The sequence below is a fragment of the Sphingobacterium pedocola genome (genome assembly GCF_015209965.1).
Taxonomy (GTDB): domain Bacteria; phylum Bacteroidota; class Bacteroidia; order Sphingobacteriales; family Sphingobacteriaceae; genus Sphingobacterium; species Sphingobacterium pedocola.
Genome location: NZ_MU158690.1, coordinates 334,513 through 358,216, shown reverse-complemented (window position 1 = coordinate 358,216; position 23,704 = coordinate 334,513). Strand labels below are relative to the sequence as shown.

The following is a 23,704-nucleotide window of genomic DNA, read 5'->3' as shown; positions in this document are numbered from 1 at the left end:
CTTATTTATTTTTATACCAACGTAGTTTCACGTCACCTTTCAGTCCTGCGGGTTGTAATCCTTTGAGAAATTTCGGTGTAGCAGTTGTCTGCACAAGCTGTTCTTTAGGTTGTTCGCGGCTTTCGTAACCAAAGCGATTACCCCAGGTATTATAAACTTTTATTTCCAATTTGTTTTTACCGACTTTTAAATAGTCTGTTACATCGATTTCGTAAGGTTTCGTCCACACCACACCAACAGCACTGCCATTCAATAGTACCTCTGCTAGATTTTCCACCTCTTCCAACTCCAACACGACGCGTTGCTTACCTATTTTTTTGCGTTGGTCAAATGTTAAGCTATAGCTCCCCATCCCGGAATGGTAGCGTATATCTGCTATTGTAGAAGTTGTCCAAAGATCTGGCGTCTGCTGCACGATCGGATCGTGGGGAACACCAGTGAGTTGGACGGTCCATTGTCCTTTTAACGTATTTACCTTACCCTTCTCCCATTGCGGCAATGAAATCTTCTTTTCACTGAACAGAACAAAAAATGATTGATAGGCATCGAACGGCAGCGTAAATCTCGAGCGTCCCGCATCCACCGTAAATGCTAAGGAGATTAATCTATCCTGAACCGCATCATATACATACGCGTGTGAAGCTTGCGCTCGAACCGAAAAATTAGCCTGATGGGCCACACTATCCTGATTTGAGAAAAAATAACTATCTCCTCCATCAAAACGACGATGATTCCATGCGATAATGTTGTTATTTTTTTCATTGATGAGGACGTCCTCCTCGATGCCCAAGTCCGTAAAATTATCAGAAGAATAGGTTCCCACGTAAACATTCCCTTTACCAACGGTTTTATATAACAATGATCCTTTAGCTAGCATATCTCCAAAGAGCTTATTCACTATATTCGTAAAAGCAAGTGAATCCGCCGTAGATACATGTCCAAGTAATGCTGTCGGCCTTTCATGGAAAAGCACAGTAGCCCCTTGTTCAATAAGCGCATTAAATTTTTCCAACACGGCCAACGAATAGTGAGCAGGATTTGGATTCAAAAGATGCTTACCCGGTACCACTAATAATCGGTAGGCAATATGGTCTGATAATAGCACTTCGCCAGCGACTACCTTTGCGTTTTTAAGCAATACATCCGGATTGAAAGAGTCGTAAGCATAACCACGCAACGGGTCTATCCAATCGACGGGGTTATACATATTAGCCGATGTATTCACTGCCGCTATCTTCTGCATGGGCTGTCCTTCATTACGCAATAACGAATCGGTATGATTTACACGAGGTTCGCCAATGATGCCTGGAAGCGTACGCACAAGGCGATCCGGCAAAATCGATCGCCTCGGCATTTCTTCGCCGATAAATACAGCTATATCGCGCACCGGCTTTCCATGCTGCAGCAGCTGCTGAGTCCGTATTGCATAATCTATCCAAGCTTTTCCGGGTTTCCACCACGTCTGATCACGTTGAAAATAGGTTCCCACACCATCTAAGGTCATACCCGGTTTACGGTCCATCCACGGATTGTGTACGTAGACATGATAGGCCAAGTTGTTTACCCCCAAAGCATAGTTTCTATCTTGCAATGATTTTAACAAACGCGGATGTTCATCCCATTCCATACGGATTTGCGTAAATGCTTCAGACATCACGATATTCTTTCCATAAATATGTCCTCCCGAAACGGCATCCAATATATCATTCGGTTTATCATGTGAAGGGCTCCTAAACCAAAACTCGCCCATCGTACGATCCGTGTAGTTAAAATGCGATAGACCATCACTTGTCATAATCGGAGCGGTCGTCTCTGCGGTAAACTCAACACCATATGTGTCCGACATCCGTCGTAAGGTCTGAAACCCTTTTTCCTGCAGTAAGTCGTTGATAGTTTCTCGATAATCGTGTAGAAAGGCTTCAGAAGCCTTTGCACTATTTACCACATAACCGGCCAACACCGGGAGGTATTCCGTCAGGTCGTAACCTCTTCTTGCTAGAAATTCAGCCCGCATCTGCCTGGTCCAATTTTGACTGCCCGACTCCCAAGAGTCAATATGAAATACCGTTAACACGTCTTTTGACAATTCGGAACTAACCGCCTGTTTGGCCTTGCCAAACCATTGTTCAAATTGGAAAGCGACGATATCTGCATCTAATTTATCGCATTCTAGCCCCTTCCCTGCACCTGCAGTTTCATTTTTATGTCCGGTGGTCGTGTGTCCAATACGTAAGATTCTCCACGTTCCTTCCGACAATGCAACTTCGACTGTATCATCACCTGTTGCAGGCTGTAGGCGTACCATATTTTCACCCTTCATGATGCTTTCCGGGTGCACGTCGGATGCAGTTGTAGGCAACGATACCCGCCAAACTTCTCCCGTTTTCCCTTCGAACTGGTTTATCTTTGCCTCTTCAAAAAGGGTAATTCCCAAAAGGTTAATCGAAGGCTTCCATTTTGCCGCATCCAAATCCTCTCCACCCGGCTCTGAGCCTGCAGGATCAAATACAAATCGAAAATACTTGGCCTGTGTATACGGTATCGTATGCGTTACGCCGTTGTCCCAGTCCAACCACCCTGTACGTGGGGATTGCAACCGGGTCAACTCCTCGAAGTGCTGCCCGTCATTACTGATCAATATTTTAAATCTATTTGCCCCGTAGTTATTCGCCTTACGCTGGATCTTTATCGCATTGCAAGGGAAAGATTCCGCAAACTCGTACTGAATCCAACCCGGCTGCGAAGAAGCAAACCGCTCGGCATTATCCCGAAGCACTAAGCGCTCTAGATTTTCATCGTAGCTTGTACTGACCTTTGGTGATTCGTTGTAGCTAACTCTAAACTGCTTTGAAAGAGGGATCGCAAACAATTGGATATCCTGATAGTAATCGTGGAGCTTTTCAGGCTGTGGTAAATGGATCTTGACCTTTCCTTTTCGCTGCACGTGTATACTTGTATCGGCATACACCACTTTCTGCATAGACTTCTCTGGTGTAATCCATGGCCCACCAGCTGTAGCAAAACCGTCATTCGGGAACAATGCAATCTGTATACTGTGCTTCTTTGCTTCCTGTACGAGGTAACGAAACATCTCCCACCATTCGGGGGATAGCGTCTCTGCAGAAGGCTCAAATAACGGCGGATCGGTTTGTGCTTTTATCGGCGTAAAATAGGCTCCTGCAATGTTATTGGCGGCCATAGCCTCCAAATCCGCTTTTATCCCTTCTTTTGAATAGCTTGCGTGCATAAAGTACCATACCACCCATGGCTTAGCTTCTTGATAGGAGCTAGAAGAAAGGGGCACAATAACAGATGGAATAGCTTTGATCTGAGCGTTGCTCTGCAGAATAAAGCAACTAAAAAGTAACGCAATACCTATATTTAGATTCTCTTTCATTTTATTTCTATCATATTTTCTAATAGCGTTATATCGCTTTTAGCGTTACTTCCTACAGACCTTGGATTTATTCCGACAGTCGCACTGCACGTTTTTAATTACTAAACAATGATTTGACATCTGTATTTTTCTGCACGGGGATAATCCGAAATCCGTAATTGTAATTTTGTGACGGTATTTGATACTGAGGTAAGGGTTGGGAAATGTCCGTCCAAGTATCATTACCACCTACTCCCATAGTTTTGAAATCCACATTTAATGTAATCTTATCTTCTTTTTCCAGTTTAAACCAATGCTTCTTCTCTTCAATCTGTTGATACGAATAAGGCCATGCGCTTACATTCAGCGGCTGATTGCCCACAATCAAAACACCGGCGTCTTTCCCCCGCATGGCAAACCAACGCACATCCATTCGATTCCCATTTTCCTGCGGCTTGAGATACGGTTCCATAAACTCCTCCAAACTCATTTCATAAACCCCCAAATCAAACCCATATGCACGGTCGGGATAAGTTTCCATCTCACCTAACCCGTAGTATTGTATTTGTTCAAAAGCAGGGTTTACACCCATCTGCAGGCCGACTTTCGGTATATTTGGAAGTCCGTCTTTTACAGTCAGTTTATAGTGTACGTGAACAACTCCACCTCCATCTACTCGATAGGAGACCTCTATCACGGCAGAATCCTGAGGTAAAACATAAGTCGACTCCACAACAAATGCATCCTTTTCCTGCTTGGCTACTATCGTGCGGAAATTGGGTGCGTTGTACCAGTATTTCAATTTATTCTGCGGCTTCCATCCTCGTCTTTCGTTTTCAGTGGCCGGGCGTACAAAGTTTGGCAAAACAGCTTCTTTGATTACTTCTTGCCCTTTGGACGCATAACTCACCAATGCGCCGTTATTTTTATCAAACCGCACCTGAAAACCGTTGCCTTTTACCAGATATTGATCGGTCGATTCGGCGATCTCCAGCTTTCCAGCGCTAACTTTTGTTGTCGTAGCGAAAGCTTCCAGTTCCTGCCAGCGCAATTGCGAAGAAGACACGATAAATCCTGCCTTTGCCCAAGTTTCATCTGCCCCTAGGCGGAACTGTACATCAAGCTGATATTCTCGATTTTGTTTAGGTTTCACCCGTATATACTTCGCCAGAGAGAGTGTTGTAGAGTCGCCTGCCGCCAAAGCAACCGGATCCATTTTTACTTCACGCACAACTATCCCATTCTCCCGGATCAATAAATAAGCGGTATAATAGTCTAAGTTCAACACTGCCGCTCTATTCTTGATCTTCACAGTTAGATCTGCAGCATTTAAAAATTGTACCTCTGCGGGTTGATAAATTCGCTTATTGTCGTACATCGCGGCTTTCGGCTTCCCCCAGGCATCTACAATACCATTTAAGCTAAAAGCACCGTTATGTATTTTCTCACCAAAATCTCCACCATACGCTAGCACTTCACCATATACGCTATCCTTACGGACCAACGCCTGATCTTTATAGTCCCATATAAACCCGCCGATTAAGCGCGGATGTGAACGAAAAATGTCCCAAAATTCCTTCATATTTCCCGTCGAATTCCCCATAGAGTGTGAATACTCAACAAATAAAATTGGTCTTTTGTCGCCATTATCTTGATCGAGTAATAACTTGGGCGTGTGGATCCCCGGATAAAAACGAGACACCATATCGACGTAATATTGATCTTGGATATTTTGAATGCGATTCGCATGGTCGTTAGACTTTGGATAGCGTGAATCAGAGGGGTCGATATAGCCCGGTAGTTGGTGACTACCCATGGCTGGCTCATAATGAACCGGGCGTGTGATATCAAAATCGTGAATCCAAGCTGCCATGGCAGCAGTGGTAGGGCCGCGCCCCGATTCGTTGCCAAGCGACCAAACCACGATAGAGGGGTGGTTCTTATCACGCTCCACCATTCGCATTACTCGTTCCATATGTGCATGAAGCCATACGGGTTCATTCATTAGCTTACCTCCTAAACCGTGTGTTTCCAAATTTGCTTCGTCCATGACCATCAGGCCATATTGATCACACAATTCATAAATATAGGGGTCATTCGGGTAATGTGAGGTACGAATAGCATTGAAGTTAAACTGTTTTATCTGGCGGATATCGGCCTCCATATCGGCTCGCGTCAAAGCCTTTCCTCGGATAGGATTATGATCATGGCGGTTTACGCCATAAAAATAGGTCGTCTCGCCGTTGATAAGCAATTTTCCGGTAGCTTTTGAAAATTCAACGGAACGAAATCCGACGTTACAGCTCTTCGCTTCCAGCAGATTCTCTTTATCATCATAGAGCGAAACCACCAATTTGTATAAGTTGGGTTGCTCAGGCGACCATTTTTTTGGATTATCCAATATCGTTTCTAACAAACCGAATTTAACGTTGTCTAAGCGTGGGTAAATCTCGTTGAAGATATCCGCTGCGCTACGTTGTAATCCATCTTTCAGGACCGGCTTGCCGTCCGCATCATAAAGTTGCGCCTTTACCGTAAATCCGTTGATGCTATCGCCGGAGAAATTATTAATACTTGGACGCAATGAAAATGTAGCGTTTTCGTAATTTTCGTCCAATTTTGCCTGCCAATGGAAATCAGCAATTCGAACTTTGGGTTCAGCCATCAAGAATACCTCCCTATGGATACCGCTCATTCGCCAGTGGTCTTGATCTTCCAGATAAGAAGCATCGCTCCAGCGGATTACCTGCACCGAAATACGGTTTTTACCTTGCTTTAGATAGGGTGTTGCATTGAACTCAGAAGGGAGGCAAGAGTCTTCTGCATATCCCACATAATGCTCATTGATCCATAGGTGATAAGCCGAGCTCACGCCCCCAAAATGCAGTGTAACGTTCATTCCCTCCCATTTTGCAGGCAGATCGAAATTCTTCTGGTAAGACCCGACTGCATTGTAATCCATCGGAATACGTGGGGGATCAATCGGTGTAAACGGGTAGACTGCCGAACGATAAATCGGAATATCATACCCTTTCATTTCCCAATTGGAAGGCACCTCGATTTTATCCCAGCCTTCGACATCGGCCGTGTGAAAACCTGTTGGTGCATCTGCCGGTTTGTAGACAAACTTAAAATCCCACTCGCCATTTAAGAACAGCAGCCTATCATTATTCGTTCTATTGCCCGTTAGCGCATCTTCTATCGATGCGTACGAGTAGGCTGTTGCTCTAGCCGGCTCTCTATTAACCGAAGTAATGAGTGGGTCTTCCCATGCCGTAGCAATACGCCCATCAGGCACTGGAGGTATCACAGCTGGTTTCCCATCTACCGTCTGCCCACTTACTTGGGATAAACTTGCTATCGTTACTAGCAAGATGCTTAGTTTTTTAACCATTATCTTATTACAAGCTTTTATAATCAACCTCATACGCAACACCCGCTTCCAACGCCATAGTATAAGTATCTTTGTCTACCGGAATAAAAGCCCCTTGTTTCGATTTCGGTTTTGACTTACTCTTTATCTTTAGTGTACCGACTCCTACTGGTGATTGCACTTTTATCTTATTTTTCGAAACGTACAAATCAATCTCACCAGCCGGGGTTGGCACTTTACCTTCCATCCATTCTTGAGAAGCTAAATAGGGTTCGATATCATAACTCTGGTACCCTGCAGCAGTAGGCTTTACACCTAAGTAATACTTGCCTAACAAATATATCGGGCTCGCACCCCATGAGTGGCAAAGGCTTTTGCCAAATTCTCGGCCATACATGCTGTAGTGATCCGCTCCTGATTTCGCGGGGTTGTACTCCTCCCAAAATGTGGTTGCTCCTAGTTTCAGCATACCTCCCCAGTAGTCTTTCATCTCTTTCATAACGAAGTCCTTTTCACCGAGTACACATAATGCTTCCAGTTCATAATAGCGCATGTAAGGTGTCATGATTTTTTGTACGTTGTCATTCAACAACACACTGCTTTTTATACCCTGTTGTTGCTCTTTGCTCATATAGTCAAAAAAAATCGCAAACATATTGGTGTAACGTGTAACGTTATCCGTTTGCACACCATCGATACGGCTGTGGACAAATGCGTTCTTTGCCGGATTCCAGTAATAGTCAAAAATCTTCGCCTTTAGTGATGCTGCCTCTTTTGCATACAAGACTTTATCATCCTGCTCTTGAAGTAAATCCGCACATAGGGCCATTGTTTCGAGGCTACGACAGAACAAAAGCTGCTCAAAGCTCACTTCTCCTTTTTTGCTTAAACCGTCTGCCCAGTCAATAAAAACCCAATCACCAGAGAGCCCTTCCATTAAGCCATTTTGATTCCGGCGTCCCAAACAGAACTCCATCAAGCTCTGCATCCGAGGATAGACGGCTTCAATAAATTCCTTATCCCCGGTATACTGGTAGTAATCGTAGATGCTCAAAAACCAATAGAACGTATAATCCATAATGGTATTGATATGCGTAATGGTCGGTTCTTTACCTCGCAATGCTAAGATTGTACGTTTAACCGTTTCTGAGTCGAAGCCCAAATAGTAATTCATCGCATATGATTGATAAGCATCTCCACTCCAAATCCATCGATCACGCTTGATCCCATCAATGTAGAATTCACGCGAAGTCAATTCCATGGTATACTTAGCTACCTCCCAGATCTTATTCAGCTCTTCATCCGAACTACGGAAAGCACCACGGTCTTCGACTGGCAGATATTCATACTGCATGGACACGTTATCAAAAGTAATACCATCCTCGTGCTCAATATAGACATAGCGAAAAGCTTTGGATAGATCTAATGTACTGTCCTTTGTAGCGGCATGCTGTATATCAAGATAGTCTAATGTTTCACATGTCGCTGTTCCTAACGCTTCTTCCTTAGACTCTCCGTAATAAATAGAAAGTTTACCGTTACCTTTTAACTGATGTAGGGTTAAGAAACCAAAGGTGTTTTTACCAAAATCAACTAATGTACCCTTAGCTTGCTTGGTCATGGCAACAGAAGCTTCCGCGCGTATAGGCAGCCTAAATTGAGAGGGAAACTGATCCGGCTTATCAAAATTCCAATATCCAGCCTTGACATAGGTCGTCCCGGAGGCATCTGAGGCTTTACCGGTTTCATCGATCCACTCCTTATCTTCAAATGTCGCCAACCACTCTTTATCCGTCGATACCGTTTTTCCGTGAACATACAAGGCCGGGACTTGCGCTTGATTATATACCTTAATGTTTATTTTTTGCTTCCCTTTCTTGAGCTGCACGGTCTTTGGCATACCTGGCAACATTTTTCCGTCTACTTTGACATTATACTTACCCTCTGCGACAATATGGATTTCCTCATCAGCGGGCACATCGAATTCTTTATGGAACTCTACCAATACATAATGGCTATCCATCTTCCAAAAAGGAGGAAAGAAAGTCCCTCTTTCAGTTCGACGATTTTGCATGTCGTTGCTCAGCCACACTTCAAAATCTCCGGGATACCATATCCAGGTTGCCTGCTGTTGCGCAAAAAGCAAAACAAAAGCGAACGTAAAACAAAAGGTCGCAATTAATTTCTTCATAAATATGTCGTAAAATAGTTTATGGTTTGATTTGATCATGAAAAACCAATTTTTATACAATAGAATGCGATTAGCTTGGTAGCCTCTTCAAGCCATAGCGAACCAACTACAAACTTACTTTAAAAGTCATGTCTGTCGTTGTAAAATATTCTCTAGCTATTGTAGTTTTTTAGCATCGACAGGTCCCTTACCTTGCAATACAAGATAGCATGTTACTAAAACGATACCATCCTCGTATCGTTTTAGTGTATATCCGACAGCAAGGCGTCTGATTTAAGCCACGAACATACCGGCCCTTGGTGTTTGTTAGTTTTTAGACATCACCGGCGCTTTATACCCTTTAACAGCGTACCAAAAAATCACTAAATAACAAACGAACGGCACGATATAACCTAACTGTGTATTATCACCAGAAGCATCGATAATTCCGCCCATAATAAAAGGAAACACGGCACCGCCGACAATGGCCATAATCAACCAAGACGAAGCCTGTTTGGTTTCATCACCCAAACCGACAATACCTAGTGAAAAAATTGTAGGAAACATGATGGACATAAATAAGCCTAGCCCTCCCAACGCATAAAGCACGACCATTCCCGATCCCATAACGGCGACTAAAGCCAATAAAACGGTCGCTATAGCATAAATCGCGAGCAAACGCTGAGCTGTTGTATATTTTAGCAAGAAGGTTCCTATAAATCGGCCTATCATAAACAGAAATCCGTATACGCCAAGGTAATATCCAGCAGTTTTTTCGTCGACGCCTGCGCCCTGTTGCGCCATTATAATGAAAAAACTTGTGACACAGACCTGAGCACCCACATAGAAAAATTGGGCGACCACAGCGAAGGCCAAGTTTTTGTGGCGGAGTACGGCAAATAGACTTTTCTTTTGGTTTGCTTCACTGCCTACAGATTCCGCTTCCTTAATTTCGGGAAGCTTTACGAACATAAAAATAACGGCGACCACCAATAAGACCGCACCCAATATAAAATAAGGCAGCTTCACCGAAGAAGCTTCCGTAGTCAAATAGGCTAAGCGTTCCGTATCCGCCATCGCAGCCATTTCCGCAGCCGTATAACTTTTACCCGAAAGAATAAACACCGTTCCTAAGATAGGCCCCAACATGGCTGCCAGTCCATTGAACGAGGCAGCTAGATTGATCCGCTGCGTAGCAGACTCGGGCGGTCCGAGTATTGTTGCATATGGATTTGCTGCTGTTTCTAAGACAGCCAGCCCACAACCAATAATGAACAAGGCGACAAGAAACAACTCATACATACGTGCATTCGCAGCAGGAATAAACAAAAAAGCGCCGATCGAAAAAGCCAGCAACCCTATGACAATTGAAGTCTTGTACCCTACCCTACGCAACAAAAACCCCGCGGGAAGAGCCATCACAAAATAGGCAAAAAATACAGAGGTATCCACTAAAGCCGATTGGCTATTATCCAGCTGGCACGCCTTCTTCAGGTGAGGGATCAGTACACCATTTAGATTGTGCGCCATTCCCCAAAGAAAGAATAAACTGACAACCAAAATGAAGGGGAACAAATAGTTTTTGGCCGAATGACCGGAAACCTGGATATTATCTTTCGAATCTATATGCATATATGTTAGTATTTAAGAGACGTTCTTTCGTCCTCAAGCCGGACGGGTATATTTTTATTCATAGCAAAAATAGCATTAAAATGCACCTTTAGAGATTTTTACGTTTAGCCAGTAAAATATGATCGGCGACCAATACGACCTGACCATGCTGGTTAACAACCTCGACATGCTCTATCACGGTACCGTATGCCGGATTCTTAGCCTCCGATTTTTCAGAAATAGTAACTTCCACGTGGATCGTGTCGCCGATGAAAACAGGTTTCACAAAACGGAGTCGATCGTAGCCTTTGGAAAAAGCTTCCGGATTAATGACCGATGCTGTAAGACCAATGCCTATAGCAAAAATCATGGTACCGTGCGCGATCCGTTGTCCAAAAGACTGTGTCTTACACCACTCTGCATCCATGTGATGTGGAAAAAAATCGCCTGTATGTCCTGCGTGAACTACGAAGTCTGTCTCCGTAATGGTTCTTCCCAATGTTACACGTTTATCCTCTAGCGTGTAATCTTCATAAAATATTGATTCGAAATGCATATTTTTAGCTATTAGTATTTAGGTATCAGACCATCTACGTTCTTTAATCTGTTGTCCTCATTCTTTATTAAACGTTGTATTTGATAGGTTGCCCGCCTCCCGCGCTACTTTGGTATGCCGCTTCCACTACGGCCATCGTATCAATAACATCCCCCACTGCAGCGGGCAGAACGTCTATTTCACCCAACTTGAATCGCATTAAACTTCCCATGCTACCGACAAACGCATCAGGGAACCACGACCCTTCAATCGGAAAGCTAACCCATTCGCACTGCCCATTTTCATCTTTAATACAATATTCAAATGCGTCCGGCACACCATCTGGGTAGTTCATTAATAGGCCCATTTTAGCTTTGACAGCTCCTTTTGTACCTTCCCATTTGATGTAACTTTCCTGATGTCTCGCGCCAAAATCGTGATCATGATTGGTATTCACCACGGCGTGCATTGTATCGCCATAATCAAACAACAGTGTGGTCCGACTGGAGGAAAGCGCCTTGGCTGGATGCCTTAGTGTCTTCGCGTAGATACTCGCCGGATTTCCTAAAAAGGAACGTACGAGATCAATGTAATGAACACTATGATAAAGAATCTCTAATCGTGGGTGTACCATCACATGAGGGAAAAGTTCCCATGGCGTCTGCACCGTCACACGAACCTCCATATCATACAATTCACCGATGTGTCCTTGTTCAATTAGCCACCGAGCTGCATTCACGAATGGAGCTTGACGAAGTTGACAATTTATCGCAGCGACCAAATTTTTACGTTGGCAAACCTCTAGAATGGCTTTAGATTCAGGAAAATAATCGCCCATAGGTTTCTGGATTAATACTGCCGCCCCGTCGGGCAGCGCTTCCAACGTTTCGATAAACTGGCTTGGCATGATTGTGATATCATAAACTGCATTACTCGGTGCATGTGCCACAGCGTTCCTCACGGTGTCAAACACGTGCGGGATATCAAACTCTTGAGCTAATGCCTCCGCTTTCGACCTTGTCCGGTTCACAATACCGTATACTTCAAAACCTGCTTTCTTATATGCCGGCAGATGTGCATCTTTTACAATCCCCCCAGCCCCTATAATCACGATCGGTAATTGAGTCTGCGGCAACACAGCCTTATATTCAATATTCATATGTGTAAAATTTGTCTTTAAAGGCGATGTGGAATATCCATTTTTTATTCATTGGTGGTCTGTATTCTAACCATAGATATTTCATCAGTGTATCTTATTTATCTTTTCCTGCGCTTCTGCCAACAACGTCGAACTCGCGTCATCAGTAGTGATGGCTTGGCTCACGGTTTTATCTATTATATGTGCAATATCGGGCCAGTTGGCCAATCTCGGTAAAGTACGAGCTGTCTCATGCAATGCTGCAAGCTTATTGTAAAACGGAATATGGGCATTAATATTGGTGTCGTACCAGGTCGAATAGCGACACCCGACACCCCCCTCCAGCGATAGCGCTTTATCCTGCTCTTTAGCGACTGCAAAACGTATAAAGTCGTACGCCAATGCTTTATGGTTGCTTCCTTCAGCAATCGCATACAGCCAGTACACATTGAGTGAAGGTGCAGCAACATTTTCATTAGCAGGTATAGGTGCAATGTCTACTTGACCTCGTACAGCGGATGTCTCATCAATTTGGGCCCACGAGGCGAAACCAAACCAATTAACCATCATCGCGACCTCTCCCCTTGCAAAAGCCTGTCCTGCCTGGACGGACTCGTACACTGCCGAACTTGGGTGCAAACAGCGCTTACCACGAAATAGGTCTCTATAGAAATCTAAGGCTTCCGCGGCGATTACCTGATTCAAATTAACGTTTCCCTCACTATTGAGTAGTTCTCCTCCTCGTGACCAAAGTTGTATACAGAAGTCAAACACGGCGTTATGTCCATCCGGATAACCGGCAAAAACAGTTCCGTACAAATTGTCGGCAGGTCTTGTAAAAAAGTCGGCAACCAACAGAAAATCTTCCCACGTTTTCGGAACAGCTAGTTCCCGCTTATATATATTGAAAAATTGCTGTTGTTCTTTTTTACTTTCAAAAAGATCTTTGCGAATCACCAGACATTCTGGACCATCGTGAAAGGGAAGCCCTACAATCTGTCCTTCGAAATTTTGAAATCCCAGCAGGCTTGAGCTCCATGCTTCAGAATATTCCTCAGGAGGATTACGATTCAGGTCCTCATTTAAAACATGTAACCCGCCCTGTTCAAAAGCCTGTGCAATCCAGTCGGTATTGATATGTACAAGATCCCAATCGCCATTATCAAGCCCTCGTTTCACAAACAGCGTATCGTATAATTCTTCTAAATCCAACGGCACGAATTCGATATCCACATCTACCGCATATAGTTGCTTATATTGATGCCAAAATTTAAGCATAGATTGCTCAAAAGGGTCAAATTTTCTAACAGCAAAGCGCAGTTTAGCCATACAATTCGTTTATAATTTTTTGGTTATGCTCCCCCAATTTAGGAGAACCTTTATCCGAATATAACACTTCTCCATCAATTCGTATAGGACAGCGGGTAGTATCGTATACGAACCCATCACCCATGGTCACCTGTTGTATCATTTCCAGCACCTTAAAGCCATCGTGTTGCAGCAGTCTACTCCAATCCAGCACGTCGGCACACCAAATATCTGCTGCCTCTAATATAGCAAGCCAATATATCGTTTCTTGTGTACATAAATGCTTGGTAAGCACACTTTTAATCGCATCACGTTGTTCAAAAGCCTGTGCGCCGTCCGAAAAAGCTTTCAGTTCTTCGCAAGCCAATAAGTTCCCGAGATGGGGAATTGACCCCATGGCTAAGGCCAAATAACCATCCTTTGTTTTATATATTCCGTAGGGAGCACCTAAGTAAGCATGCGCATTACTTATGGCTGTACGTTCAGGCAGTTTTCCTCCGTCGCGGTAATAGGTGGTTACCGCCTCAAACTGTATATCGACAGCTGAATCCAACATACTCACTTGCACGTGTGCCCCAATATGCTGTACAACCTTACGATACAGACACGCTAAAATGCCGCTGCACAAATTAGCACCTGCGAACATATCAACAATCGACAATCCCATTGGGATTGGTCCCTGATCCGCGTTCCCGCTTAGCCAGGTCATTCCCGTCATCGATTGCAACAATAGGTCCTGTCCTGGTTTCGCCGACCAAGGCCCATCTGTCCCGTATCCAGAGATTTCAGCATACACCACAGTAGGATTCATCGCCCGAACACTTGTTTGGTCAAAGCCTAATCGTTCCATCACACCAGGTCGAAAATTATGAATAACCACATCAGCTTTCTCGACCAATTTAGCAATAGTCTTCCGATCCTCGTTGTTTTTAAGGTCTAGCGCAACACTTTCCTTATTTCTGTTAATGGCATGAAACACGGTCGATGTTCCATTTAAAACAGTATCTGATGTATACAGTTGTCTACAAATATCTCCTGTCCCCGGCTTCTCTATTTTGATTACTCGAGCACCTAGATCAGCTAGGCGTAGGCTCGCTAAAGGCCCCGAAAGAAACTGGCTAAAATCGACAACGGTATAATTTTCTAGCGGTAACATAGCTAATCGTTTAAGTAATCGTTAACAATAATCTGGTTGTGCTGTCCCACCCGCGGCGCTGGCTTATCACTAAAAAGATAATGCCCGTCAATATGGAATACACTGCGTGTCGTCTGTAACGATCCACCATCCTGTAGCATCACATCCTGCAACATGCTAGATTTTTCCAACCCTTCGCTTGCAAAAAATTGCTCGTAGTTGCTTACGGCTGCACACCAGAGGCCATTGCCTTCAAACAACTTTTCAAGCTCCTGCGTATCCCATTGACCAATGGACCTGCCCAATTCGTCCAAAATTTGGTCACGGGATGCGAACCATTTGGATGGTTCCTGATAGTGGGTACCTTCAAGACCTAACAACTGAGCCATCTTATTCACATCGCCCATTGCCAATGCGATATAACTATTTTTCGTCTTGTAAACCCCATATGGCGCACTTAGGTAAGCATGTCCGGCTCCGCGCACCTTACTGCGCTGTGGCAATTTGTTACCATCATTCAGGTAGGTAGTTAAAACTTCAAACTGCATATCTAACGCAGACTCCAGCAAACTGACTTCCACCAATACACTACGATTTGTTTTGGCACGCTTCAACAAAGCCGCTAATATCCCTTGCGTTAAGTGAGTAGCGCAATACATATCAATGACAGCCAAACCAAAGGGGACGGGTCCATCTCCCTCACTACCTGATAGCCAGGTTAAGCCCGAGATCGATTGCACCAACAAATCCTGACCGGGCTTCTTTGCCCATGGGCCTTCTTTTCCATAACCGGTAACTAAGGCATAGATAATACGGTCGTTGATCTGCTGTACGTTCTCGTAGTCCAAACCAAGCTTTTCCATGATGCCGGGTCTGAAATTATGCGTAATGACATCTGCTTTTTTGACCAATTTTTTGATGACCGCCAGATCTTCTGGATTTTTTAAATCTGCGGCAAAGGACTCCTTATTTCGATTGATCGTATGAAATACCAAGCTACTATCATCTACAAATATATTTTTAATAGCAATCTGTCTTCCTGACTCGCCGGTTCCTGGGCGTTCTATTTTAATGACACGGGCCCCCAGATCTGCCAAACGCAGCCCCGCAGTTGGCCCTGCCATAAACTGTGAGAACTCTAATACGATCAGGCCTTCTAACGGTTTATTCATTACTTCCAACTAATTGTAACGATTCTTTATACATGGTATTCAGCGTCGATAATACCGACAGCTCATCACCACCATTTCTTAAATAATCAACGACGACATCCCCAGCATGGTCTTGGAAATGCATATGACCATAATATCTGGGTCTTAGAAAAGCGCGTTCCAATGTAGGCAAAGTTTCTCCAAAGAAATCTGCTGTACGTCTATTTACCTCTTCGTTTTTCCAAGCCTTCAAATGGCCAGGTTGCCCCCCATTTTCGACGTATAATGTAGCCTGTATTTCGGGTGATGCCACAAAACGGGCATACTCCGACGCTACTTCAATATGCTCCGAATTAGAAGAAATGGCTAATCCTGCACCACCGAGCGTACTTGTCATCGGTCCGTTGTCTTCCAAAGCGACCAGATCGTGAAAATGCAAGACTTTGCGTCCATAGCCGTCACGCGAATAGTTCGAGTAACCGTACGCGAACGGACAGTAAGCGATGTCGTCATTGTTTACCATATCCTCATATACCATAAATGGGTTTTTGCTATAAAAACGCTCATCGACATGGTCAGCTAAGGATTTAAATAACTTTAGCGCTTTAATCCCGACCTCGTCGCTGATGATGCGTTCGGTAGTCAGGCAAGGATTTTCCCCCAGTGAACAACAGAACATATAAAAGCTCATCAATACATCAATCGGAATCAGTGCAAACGCGACTCTTCCTTGTTTTGCCAATTCCAATAGATCGGAAAACGTTCGGGGAACTTCAACCCCCAACTGCACTAGCAAATCTGGCCGACTAGCCGCTACCGGCGTAGCCGCATCTATCGGGAGAGCCCATTGCAACCCTTCAAAATTATAGCTGCTATATGATTGACCAACACTATTTTCCTTCTGGTCTTGTAAAAACTCCTTTGTCAGCACGGAATCAAAGGGAATCACCTTCCGCAGAGCCGCAGCATGACCTGTCCAAGGATGATCGATCACCAACAAATCATACTCCTCCGCTAATTGCGTGATGGATTTGTCGGCAAACTCCTGTAACGTCCGCTTCTTCCAGATAATCTCTACATTTGGATGTAATTCTTCAAACCGTTGAGCAGTAGCAACCATGGGCAATAAGCCTCGGGAATGTCCCCATGTTATACCCTTGAGCTGGATTTTATTTGACATATAACCTGTTATAATTTTTTAATAAAATGACCAAAACCTACTGCAGTCTAACCACATATCGCATAACAAACGCGTTAAATCCGTTATAAAGTTTAGCAGGCAAATACACACGTGTTACCTACTACACTAGGCTTATCATATGATTCAAATATAAATACATTATTTGAGTATAAATACTGATATATCAAATTTTTATATCCCCTTCCCATACTATTTCCATATAACAACGACAAGGTCTTCTTTTGTTCTAAAAGAAGACCTTGTCGCTAACCATTGAGCAAATCCATTTTAATAATTTTCATTTTGCTCGAATTCCGTCGGATTAGCGATCGCATCCAAAAACGGCTGCGGTATGGGACGCACGCTATGTTTTGCGGGATCAAAGAATAAGATCTCCGGATTGGTCTGTCTCAGATAGGTAGGATTCAGTTTACCCATACGCTTGAGATCGTACCACCGTGTTTGCTCGCCCACTAGTTCACGGCCTCGTTCAGCTAGGATAAAATCCAGCGTCACTTCGCTAGCGTCAATCTCCATCTCACTCTGTCTACCCACCACAGCAGCTCTTCTACGAATTGTATTAATGTAGGTCTGCGCCTTGTTCACATCGTTACTGGACAATAGTGCTGCCTCGGCTGCTATCAAATAGACCTCACCTAAGCGAATAATCGGAATATCACCCATCCAGTTTTGGCGGTCATATACCCATTCCAGGCTGGAAAATTTCTTCAAAGATGGATACACTTCGCGATCGTAGATGGCGCTAGCACTACTCCCCGCAACAACCCATTTACCTTCGGCATCAAACATGTCTGCAGGGTCTACAATCCAAAATGGAAGATCGGCTTTTTCAGCTGCTGACATAGTCCAGTTTGGCGCAAAAACGGAAAGTCCATCTAACCATCCATCGCCATCGTTATCTACCATGTTAACCAATCCCATATGGTTGATAGCGCGGCCGCCTTCCACTTGACTCTGGCCAGTGGCAGCCGTATTTTTAATTACGTGCCCCACAAGATTTGGATTCTTCCCGTATGTATTAACCATACCCGAAGAGACCACTTTATCAGACCATGTTGCATTGTAATACGCATAAAAGAAACTTTCTTTGAAACGGGTATCGGCAGGATCAGCCACGGGTTCAAATATCTCTGTTAGCAGATACTTTGTCGGTTTAAAAGCTCGACTGTTCGCTCGGCTTAACCAAGCATCATTCTCCTGCATACCCCAAGGAGCTCCAGTAGTTTTAGCGTCCATCAGATAGTACTGTCGTGTTCGCCCTCTATTCCAGTTCTCCGGATTACGTCCATCTATATGGTCTACAGCCTCCAGAAACAAAAATTCTGTGTTGTTTTTGTTGTTTGCTCCGTCCCAGAGTTTACCAAATCCGGACCTTTGCGCATCAGACTCATAAAGGGCTGCTCCGTACTTATCTCCATTATTAATCAGCTCCTCAGCAGCCTCAAGCGCCAAACGAGCATATTCTTCCTGATCACCCAAACGCGTACGCTGCAGCAATGCTTTCGCGAGCATAGCATAAGCGGCCTTTTTAGTCAAACGTCCCCGCTCTGCACTCGTTCTGTCCGGCAAGTTCGCTGCAGCAAATTGCAAATCTGAGATAATCAGGTTGTAAAATTCTTCCTCGGATGAACGCGTCGGGTTGTTTTGGCTAGCCCGATCCGTTTCCGTAGACGGAACCGTAGTCAATGACACACCACCAAACTGTTCTACCAAATGCCAATTGGCCCAGCCTCTTAAAAAGTGAGCCTCGGCTACTTTCACGTTACGTTCTGCTTCTGTATAGCCCTCTACCATAGGTGCGTAATGGATAGCTGTATTACAATAGTTCACCGTTGCGTACATCCCGCCCCATATTGTATTCAGGGTACCCAACTGTGGATTCATATTACTGTTATATAAAATAAAACCACTTTCGGTATTTGTTACATTCGTCCACAGATCCGTTCCCATTTCCATTGCGCCGATACCATCTACTTTACCATAAAAGTAATACAAACCGTCGTAACAGTAATTGATTAAACTTTCGAATCCACCTCGGTTAGTATAAGCAGTCTCTACATCTACGGTGGACGGATTCCACTCATCTAACGAACAGGAGGAAATACCTATACCCAGCAATATACATAGCGAGAATTTGTAATATATCTTTTTCATTATTTTCTGCATTTAAATTTCACAACCTCTATCTATTTAGAAAGACAGATTAACCCCAAAGACCATTTGACGATATAACGGGAACTCATCCGAAGCACCTGTTTCAGGATCCATACCCTTAAGCAGATGACTTTTGGTAAAGATGACTGGATTAAACATCGTTGCGTAAATACGACATTTCGAAAGTCCGATGTTTTTCCCTATATTTTCAGGAAGGGTATAGCCGAGTGTAATATTTTTAATTTTAATAAATGACGCATCGACAATATTCAACCCTGAGGTTTGTAACGGATTAGAGTGATTGGACGTTCTATTGATATAAGGCCTTGGGTAGTCATTAGTCGGGTTTGTTGGCGTCCAGTAATTGTATGCCGATGGCATATTGATCGCTCTATAATTGAAGTAACCCAACAGGTCCGCTTCAACATGGTGTCCCCATCTTGCTATGGTAAAAATATTTAGATCAAAACCTTTGTAGAAAAAAGAGTTTTGCCATCCTGCATTCCAGAGCGGATCACCTTGACCAATCACTGTTCTATCAGCCGGCGCTATTGAATATGGATTTTGGGCCGTATATTCTACAGGCACCTCTTGCGTATAATCTACCCATACACCTTCACCTTCCCTAGTCAATATTGTTTGTGTCTTCACATCTCCTGGCAATAACCCAAATACCGCAGCATCATTTGCCTCATCCGATTGCCAGATTCCCAGCTTTTTATAATTAAAAATAGTTCTGCTAGGCCGATCCATAAACAGTCCCAAAGAAATAAGATCGTTGACAGATGTTCCACTTCCAAGATCGATCGAGCGAATGCGCTCCTTATTGTATGCGTATGTTAATGTAGAGGTCCACCGGAATGATTCCGTAACGATATTTTTCGTATTCAAGGTAATCTCAACACCTTTGTTATTCATCCGCGCAATATTTGCCGTCATTGTATACGGATTTTTTGGTGTAAAACCACCACTCGTAAACGGCAAGTCTCTCGCGTATAATACATCACGTGTGTCCGTATCATACAGTTCAATGGCACCTTCTATCCTGTTGTTGAATAAACCGAAATCCAGTCCGATATTGAAATTATATGATTTTTCCCAGCCCAGCTCAGGATTACCCACCGCATTAGTCAATACACTAACGGGTAATACCCCTCCGCCCAAGTTGATTTGATCCAAACCTGTACTCGTCACCTCTGTCAGGGTTGAATAGGCATTGATATTCGAATTTCCCGACACGCCGTAAGACACACGAAGTTTTAAATTACTGAGTACATCTCTCGTGCTTTCCATAAAACTTTCGTCACTGATTCGCCAAGCCCCTGCAGCGGCCAAAAAGGTATCCCAACGGCGCGCTAGCTGCGAAACACCATCAGTACGTTGGGTCAAGGTTAAGAGATATCGTCCTTTATAACCGTAATTAATACGAGACGCTACAGACATACGTTTAGTCGTATTGTAGCTGGAGCTTACCGAAGGTACAGTTCCAGCTTGTAGGCTGTAATACAGATATTCGTCATATAAAAAACCTTGATTGTATCCGAAGGCTGTTTCGTTTTGGTTATGCGCCCAAGACGATACTAACGTTGCCGAAAGGTCATGATCGTCGCCAAATTTTGTCTGATAGTTGGCAATGTTTTCCCACACGTAGCTGTAACCCAAATTCGTGGTAACGCTTGCATTACGGACCTGTGGCGAACTACCTGCCAGCATCATGTAGGTACGATCGCTATTAAATTCCCCATCGCGAGAAGTTCTTAAGGTCGCACCTAAGATAGAACGAAAAGTCAATCCTTCCATAATATCAATATCGATATACGGATTGGCCGTTACCACAAGATCTTTTGTGTTTGCTCGTAAGGTATTCGGTATATCATCGGCCAATAAACTCGGATTAGTCATGCCCGCTATAGGATAGACATTAATATTACCATTGGCATCGTATACATCGCCTACAGGAGCGATATCGAATGTTTTATTCATACGACTCGGACGTGTTTCGTTGTTTTTCCAGGTCAATCCTGTCACAATACCTCCCTCGAACCAGTTACCAATCTTGTTGGTAGCACCCGCACGCATCGTAAACAAGTCTGATTGGTCATTACGGTAGATTCCCTTTGTTGAATTATACCCTAACGAGAAAAATCCTTTGGTCTTTTCTGTACCACCGTTAACGGAAAGCAAATAATTTTGTTGGACACCGGTTTGTAAAGTCTCATCTACCCAGTTGATCCATTTACCCTGATCGATATAACTGCCTATTTGCTCTGGGTTTAGGCTCCAAGCCGTCAATAGCTCATTTCTATCTTTGGAGCTCTTGCCATTTGTTGATACAAAAGCATCCTCCAGATACTGTAGCCAAGCATCCTTCTGCAAAGCAGCCGGATAGAGTCCGTTCGAATTTATACCGGCATAAGCATCTAGATTAACCGAGACCCGTCCAGCTTTAGCTTGTTTGGTAGTTATGATAAATACGCCATTCGCTCCAGCCGAGCCGTAAATCGCGGTCGATGATGCGTCCTTCAACACCTCCACGCTTTCGATATCATTTGGATTCAGGTTGGTAATATTACCAGGGATTCCGTCAATAATATAAAGCGGTTCGCTTCCCGCCGTCAACGAGCGGTTACCCCGCAACAAAATACTCGAACCCGAATTAGAACGCCCCGAAGTACGTGCAATGTCTAAACCAGCAACACGACCTTGCAAAGCCTCAATTGGGTTCGCTACAGGCGCCATAGCGATTTCTTCTGCTTTCACCGACGATACCGCTCCAGTGAGATCACGCCGTTTCACCGTGCCATATCCAATAACGACGACCTCGTCCAACACTTCGTCTCCCCCATCTAATATGACCGTAATCACGGTGTCTCGGGATACATTAACTGTGCTATTAGCGAATCCAACAGCCGAAAAAAGAATTGCTCCGGGCGCTGTAAGTTCAATAGCGAATCGTCCACCGCTGTTTGTAACAGCCTGTTTATCTTCGTAATTTATCGTCACGCCAGGTATCCCCTTCCCTTCAACGGTATTTACCTGACCTCCGATTTTGATAGGTGTTTGTTGGCTTACGACCTGTCCTTGTGCCATCACAGTCGAACACCCTGACACGCAAACAGCAACCGTCAATAGCGAGAACGTCAGCAATTGTTTAAATGTTTTTACCATAGAAAAATGTTTTTGTAGTAATACTCCTCGTCACAATCTTCAACCACCACCCCCCTAGTAAGGAAATAAGCTCGTGCAACTTTCAAAAGTAGACACCAAAACATAAAAAATATTGGAGATATTTATCCAATTACTCAAACATCTTATCATTTAATACTAATTACCCTTAAACTTAGCCGAAGCAGCAACTGCCATTAAAATTCTTTTTATCAAATGATTACAAAATCAAAATCATTACAACTTGCTAAAAAATAGATAGTTAGCAAAACAACTACAGAGATAAATACATATAATATGGAACTAATAGTTTTGCACACGAATTTGAATCCGCCACACGTTATCAACTGCGAATATTTATTCGTGCCGAGCATACCACCATCATCATCCAATCGCACTTATCAACCTCATTTACAGGAACGAGAAAATTTTCAACTGTTAGAAGAAGCCTGCAAAATTCTTTATATTCGCCATATCGATGAGTATAATGGAAAAGTACAAGGCACCAGCCCTAGAGAAAGGCCTAGACATTTTAGAATTTCTAGCACTGCAGTCCTCTCCCCAATCACAAGCCGAAGTGGCTGAGGGATTGCAAAAAAGTCCAAATGAAATCTATCGCATGCTCGCGTCATTGGAATCCAGAGGTTATATTCGTCGGGATAGTATATCCGGAAAGTACGCGTTAACACTGAAACTGTATTATCTTTCGCACCGACACTCGTATATAGAAAAATTGCGCGATGCGGCCTTGCAGGAGATGAAAAATGTATCGCAGATTATTCAACAACCTTGCCATCTGAGTTTGATTTACGATAACCAGGTCATGGTTATTGCCTACAGTAAAAGTCCTCTCCCCATTGCAGTTATGATTGAGGAAGGAAATCTATACGCACTTACACAAACAGCATCTGGAAAAACATTGTTGAGCTTCTCGGACAATACGACAAAAGAACAGGCGTTAAAAACCGATGATTATTATCAAACGCTGTCTAAAAAACAACGCGAAAATTTCGAAAAAGATTTAGAGCATATTAAAGTAGCAGGATATGTTGAGATGCCAAGCCACTATGCACAAGGTATTATCGATATATCCGTTCCAATCGGGAACGGTGCTTCCGGTATCATCGCTTGCCTCACGGTCGCCAAGCTCGTCACACTACAACATGAAGATGAAATTTCTAATGCTAAGATAATAGCGGCGTTACTACACTGTAAAGCGGAAATTGAAAGCAATCTAGGCTTATCTTAAAAAAAAGAGGGTGGTAAAAAGGTTAAATGCTATTTTTTGTCTTCCTGACGACAGGAAGGATCTAAAAACCATGTTATTAATCAAGTGTTTAGATCCTTCGACAAACCTCAGAATGACAATTTATACAGTTTGGTTTTG

13 protein-coding genes are annotated in these 23,704 nt (G+C 43.7%); 1 reads left to right on the top strand and 12 read right to left on the bottom strand.

Going from position 1 to position 23,704, the window contains the following annotated elements:
• Position 1: 1 nt before the first annotated feature.
• The 12 genes from C4F40_RS11625 to C4F40_RS11570 form a co-directional block, all read right to left on the bottom strand.
• A complete protein-coding gene (locus C4F40_RS11625; RefSeq protein ID WP_196939568.1) occupies positions 2-3,397 on the bottom strand; it encodes a glycosyl hydrolase in 3,396 nt (1,131 codons plus the stop codon).
• Positions 3,398-3,491: 94 nt separating this feature from the next.
• Entirely contained in the window at positions 3,492-6,770 is a 3,279-nt protein-coding gene (locus tag C4F40_RS11620; protein WP_196939567.1) for a glycoside hydrolase family 2 TIM barrel-domain containing protein, read from the bottom strand.
• Between the two features lie 7 nt (positions 6,771-6,777).
• The gene (locus C4F40_RS11615) at positions 6,778-8,940 is read right to left on the bottom strand and encodes an alpha-L-rhamnosidase-related protein (protein WP_231390038.1); all 2,163 of its coding nucleotides are present in this window, start codon (positions 8,938-8,940) and stop codon (positions 6,778-6,780) included.
• Between the two features lie 306 nt (positions 8,941-9,246).
• The gene (fucP, locus tag C4F40_RS11610) at positions 9,247-10,551 is read right to left on the bottom strand and encodes an L-fucose:H+ symporter permease (RefSeq protein ID WP_196939565.1); all 1,305 of its coding nucleotides are present in this window, start codon (positions 10,549-10,551) and stop codon (positions 9,247-9,249) included.
• An 88-nt stretch (positions 10,552-10,639) separates the two neighbouring features.
• Positions 10,640-11,086 (bottom strand): MaoC/PaaZ C-terminal domain-containing protein, encoded by a 447-nt coding sequence (locus tag C4F40_RS11605; protein ID WP_196939564.1) that lies wholly within the window; start codon positions 11,084-11,086, stop codon positions 10,640-10,642.
• A 67-nt stretch (positions 11,087-11,153) separates the two neighbouring features.
• A complete protein-coding gene (locus tag C4F40_RS11600; protein WP_196939563.1) occupies positions 11,154-12,224 on the bottom strand; it encodes a Gfo/Idh/MocA family protein in 1,071 nt (356 codons plus the stop codon).
• Positions 12,225-12,308: 84 nt separating this feature from the next.
• On the bottom strand, positions 12,309-13,532 hold the full coding sequence (locus C4F40_RS11595) for an extracellular solute-binding protein (protein ID WP_196939562.1): 1,224 nt from the start codon (positions 13,530-13,532) through the stop codon (positions 12,309-12,311).
• Positions 13,525-14,667 (bottom strand): CaiB/BaiF CoA transferase family protein, encoded by a 1,143-nt coding sequence (locus C4F40_RS11590; RefSeq protein ID WP_196939561.1) that lies wholly within the window; start codon positions 14,665-14,667, stop codon positions 13,525-13,527. The genes C4F40_RS11595 and C4F40_RS11590 overlap by 8 nt, the downstream gene beginning before the upstream one ends.
• Before the next feature lie 2 nt (positions 14,668-14,669).
• Positions 14,670-15,818 carry a CaiB/BaiF CoA transferase family protein gene (locus C4F40_RS11585; RefSeq protein WP_196939560.1) on the bottom strand — a complete coding sequence of 383 codons (1,149 nt, stop codon included), beginning with the start codon at positions 15,816-15,818 and terminating at the stop codon, positions 14,670-14,672.
• Complete coding sequence (locus tag C4F40_RS11580) at positions 15,811-16,977, bottom strand: ABC transporter substrate-binding protein (protein WP_196939559.1); 1,167 nt, start codon at positions 16,975-16,977, stop codon at positions 15,811-15,813. Before C4F40_RS11580 ends, C4F40_RS11585 begins: the two co-directional genes overlap by 8 nt.
• Before the next feature lie 288 nt (positions 16,978-17,265).
• Positions 17,266-19,152 carry a RagB/SusD family nutrient uptake outer membrane protein gene (locus C4F40_RS11575; protein ID WP_196939558.1) on the bottom strand — a complete coding sequence of 629 codons (1,887 nt, stop codon included), beginning with the start codon at positions 19,150-19,152 and terminating at the stop codon, positions 17,266-17,268.
• A 36-nt stretch (positions 19,153-19,188) separates the two neighbouring features.
• Positions 19,189-22,320 carry a SusC/RagA family TonB-linked outer membrane protein gene (locus tag C4F40_RS11570; RefSeq protein WP_196939557.1) on the bottom strand — a complete coding sequence of 1,044 codons (3,132 nt, stop codon included), beginning with the start codon at positions 22,318-22,320 and terminating at the stop codon, positions 19,189-19,191.
• 484 nt (positions 22,321-22,804) lie between these two features.
• On the opposite strand from C4F40_RS11570, the gene C4F40_RS11565 reads away from it, so the two are divergent.
• Entirely contained in the window at positions 22,805-23,566 is a 762-nt protein-coding gene (locus C4F40_RS11565; RefSeq protein ID WP_196939556.1) for an IclR family transcriptional regulator, read from the top strand.
• The last annotated feature ends 138 nt before the right edge of the window (positions 23,567-23,704 follow it).

What these genes read in the sequence shown, in the direction of transcription:
- C4F40_RS11625 (WP_196939568.1), bottom strand. Translation starts at nt 3,397, where the DNA reads ATGAAAGAGAATCTAAATATAGGTATTGCGTTACTTTTTAGTTGCTTT.
- C4F40_RS11620 (WP_196939567.1), bottom strand. Translation starts at nt 6,770, where the DNA reads ATGGTTAAAAAACTAAGCATCTTGCTAGTAACGATAGCAAGTTTATCC.
- C4F40_RS11615 (WP_231390038.1), bottom strand. Translation starts at nt 8,940, where the DNA reads ATGAAGAAATTAATTGCGACCTTTTGTTTTACGTTCGCTTTTGTTTTG.
- fucP (WP_196939565.1), bottom strand. Translation starts at nt 10,551, where the DNA reads ATGCATATAGATTCGAAAGATAATATCCAGGTTTCCGGTCATTCGGCC.
- C4F40_RS11605 (WP_196939564.1), bottom strand. Translation starts at nt 11,086, where the DNA reads ATGCATTTCGAATCAATATTTTATGAAGATTACACGCTAGAGGATAAA.
- C4F40_RS11600 (WP_196939563.1), bottom strand. Translation starts at nt 12,224, where the DNA reads ATGAATATTGAATATAAGGCTGTGTTGCCGCAGACTCAATTACCGATC.
- C4F40_RS11595 (WP_196939562.1), bottom strand. Translation starts at nt 13,532, where the DNA reads ATGGCTAAACTGCGCTTTGCTGTTAGAAAATTTGACCCTTTTGAGCAA.
- C4F40_RS11590 (WP_196939561.1), bottom strand. Translation starts at nt 14,667, where the DNA reads ATGTTACCGCTAGAAAATTATACCGTTGTCGATTTTAGCCAGTTTCTT.
- C4F40_RS11585 (WP_196939560.1), bottom strand. Translation starts at nt 15,818, where the DNA reads ATGAATAAACCGTTAGAAGGCCTGATCGTATTAGAGTTCTCACAGTTT.
- C4F40_RS11580 (WP_196939559.1), bottom strand. Translation starts at nt 16,977, where the DNA reads ATGTCAAATAAAATCCAGCTCAAGGGTATAACATGGGGACATTCCCGA.
- C4F40_RS11575 (WP_196939558.1), bottom strand. Translation starts at nt 19,152, where the DNA reads ATGAAAAAGATATATTACAAATTCTCGCTATGTATATTGCTGGGTATA.
- C4F40_RS11570 (WP_196939557.1), bottom strand. Translation starts at nt 22,320, where the DNA reads ATGGTAAAAACATTTAAACAATTGCTGACGTTCTCGCTATTGACGGTT.
- C4F40_RS11565 (WP_196939556.1), top strand. Translation starts at nt 22,805, where the DNA reads ATGGAAAAGTACAAGGCACCAGCCCTAGAGAAAGGCCTAGACATTTTA.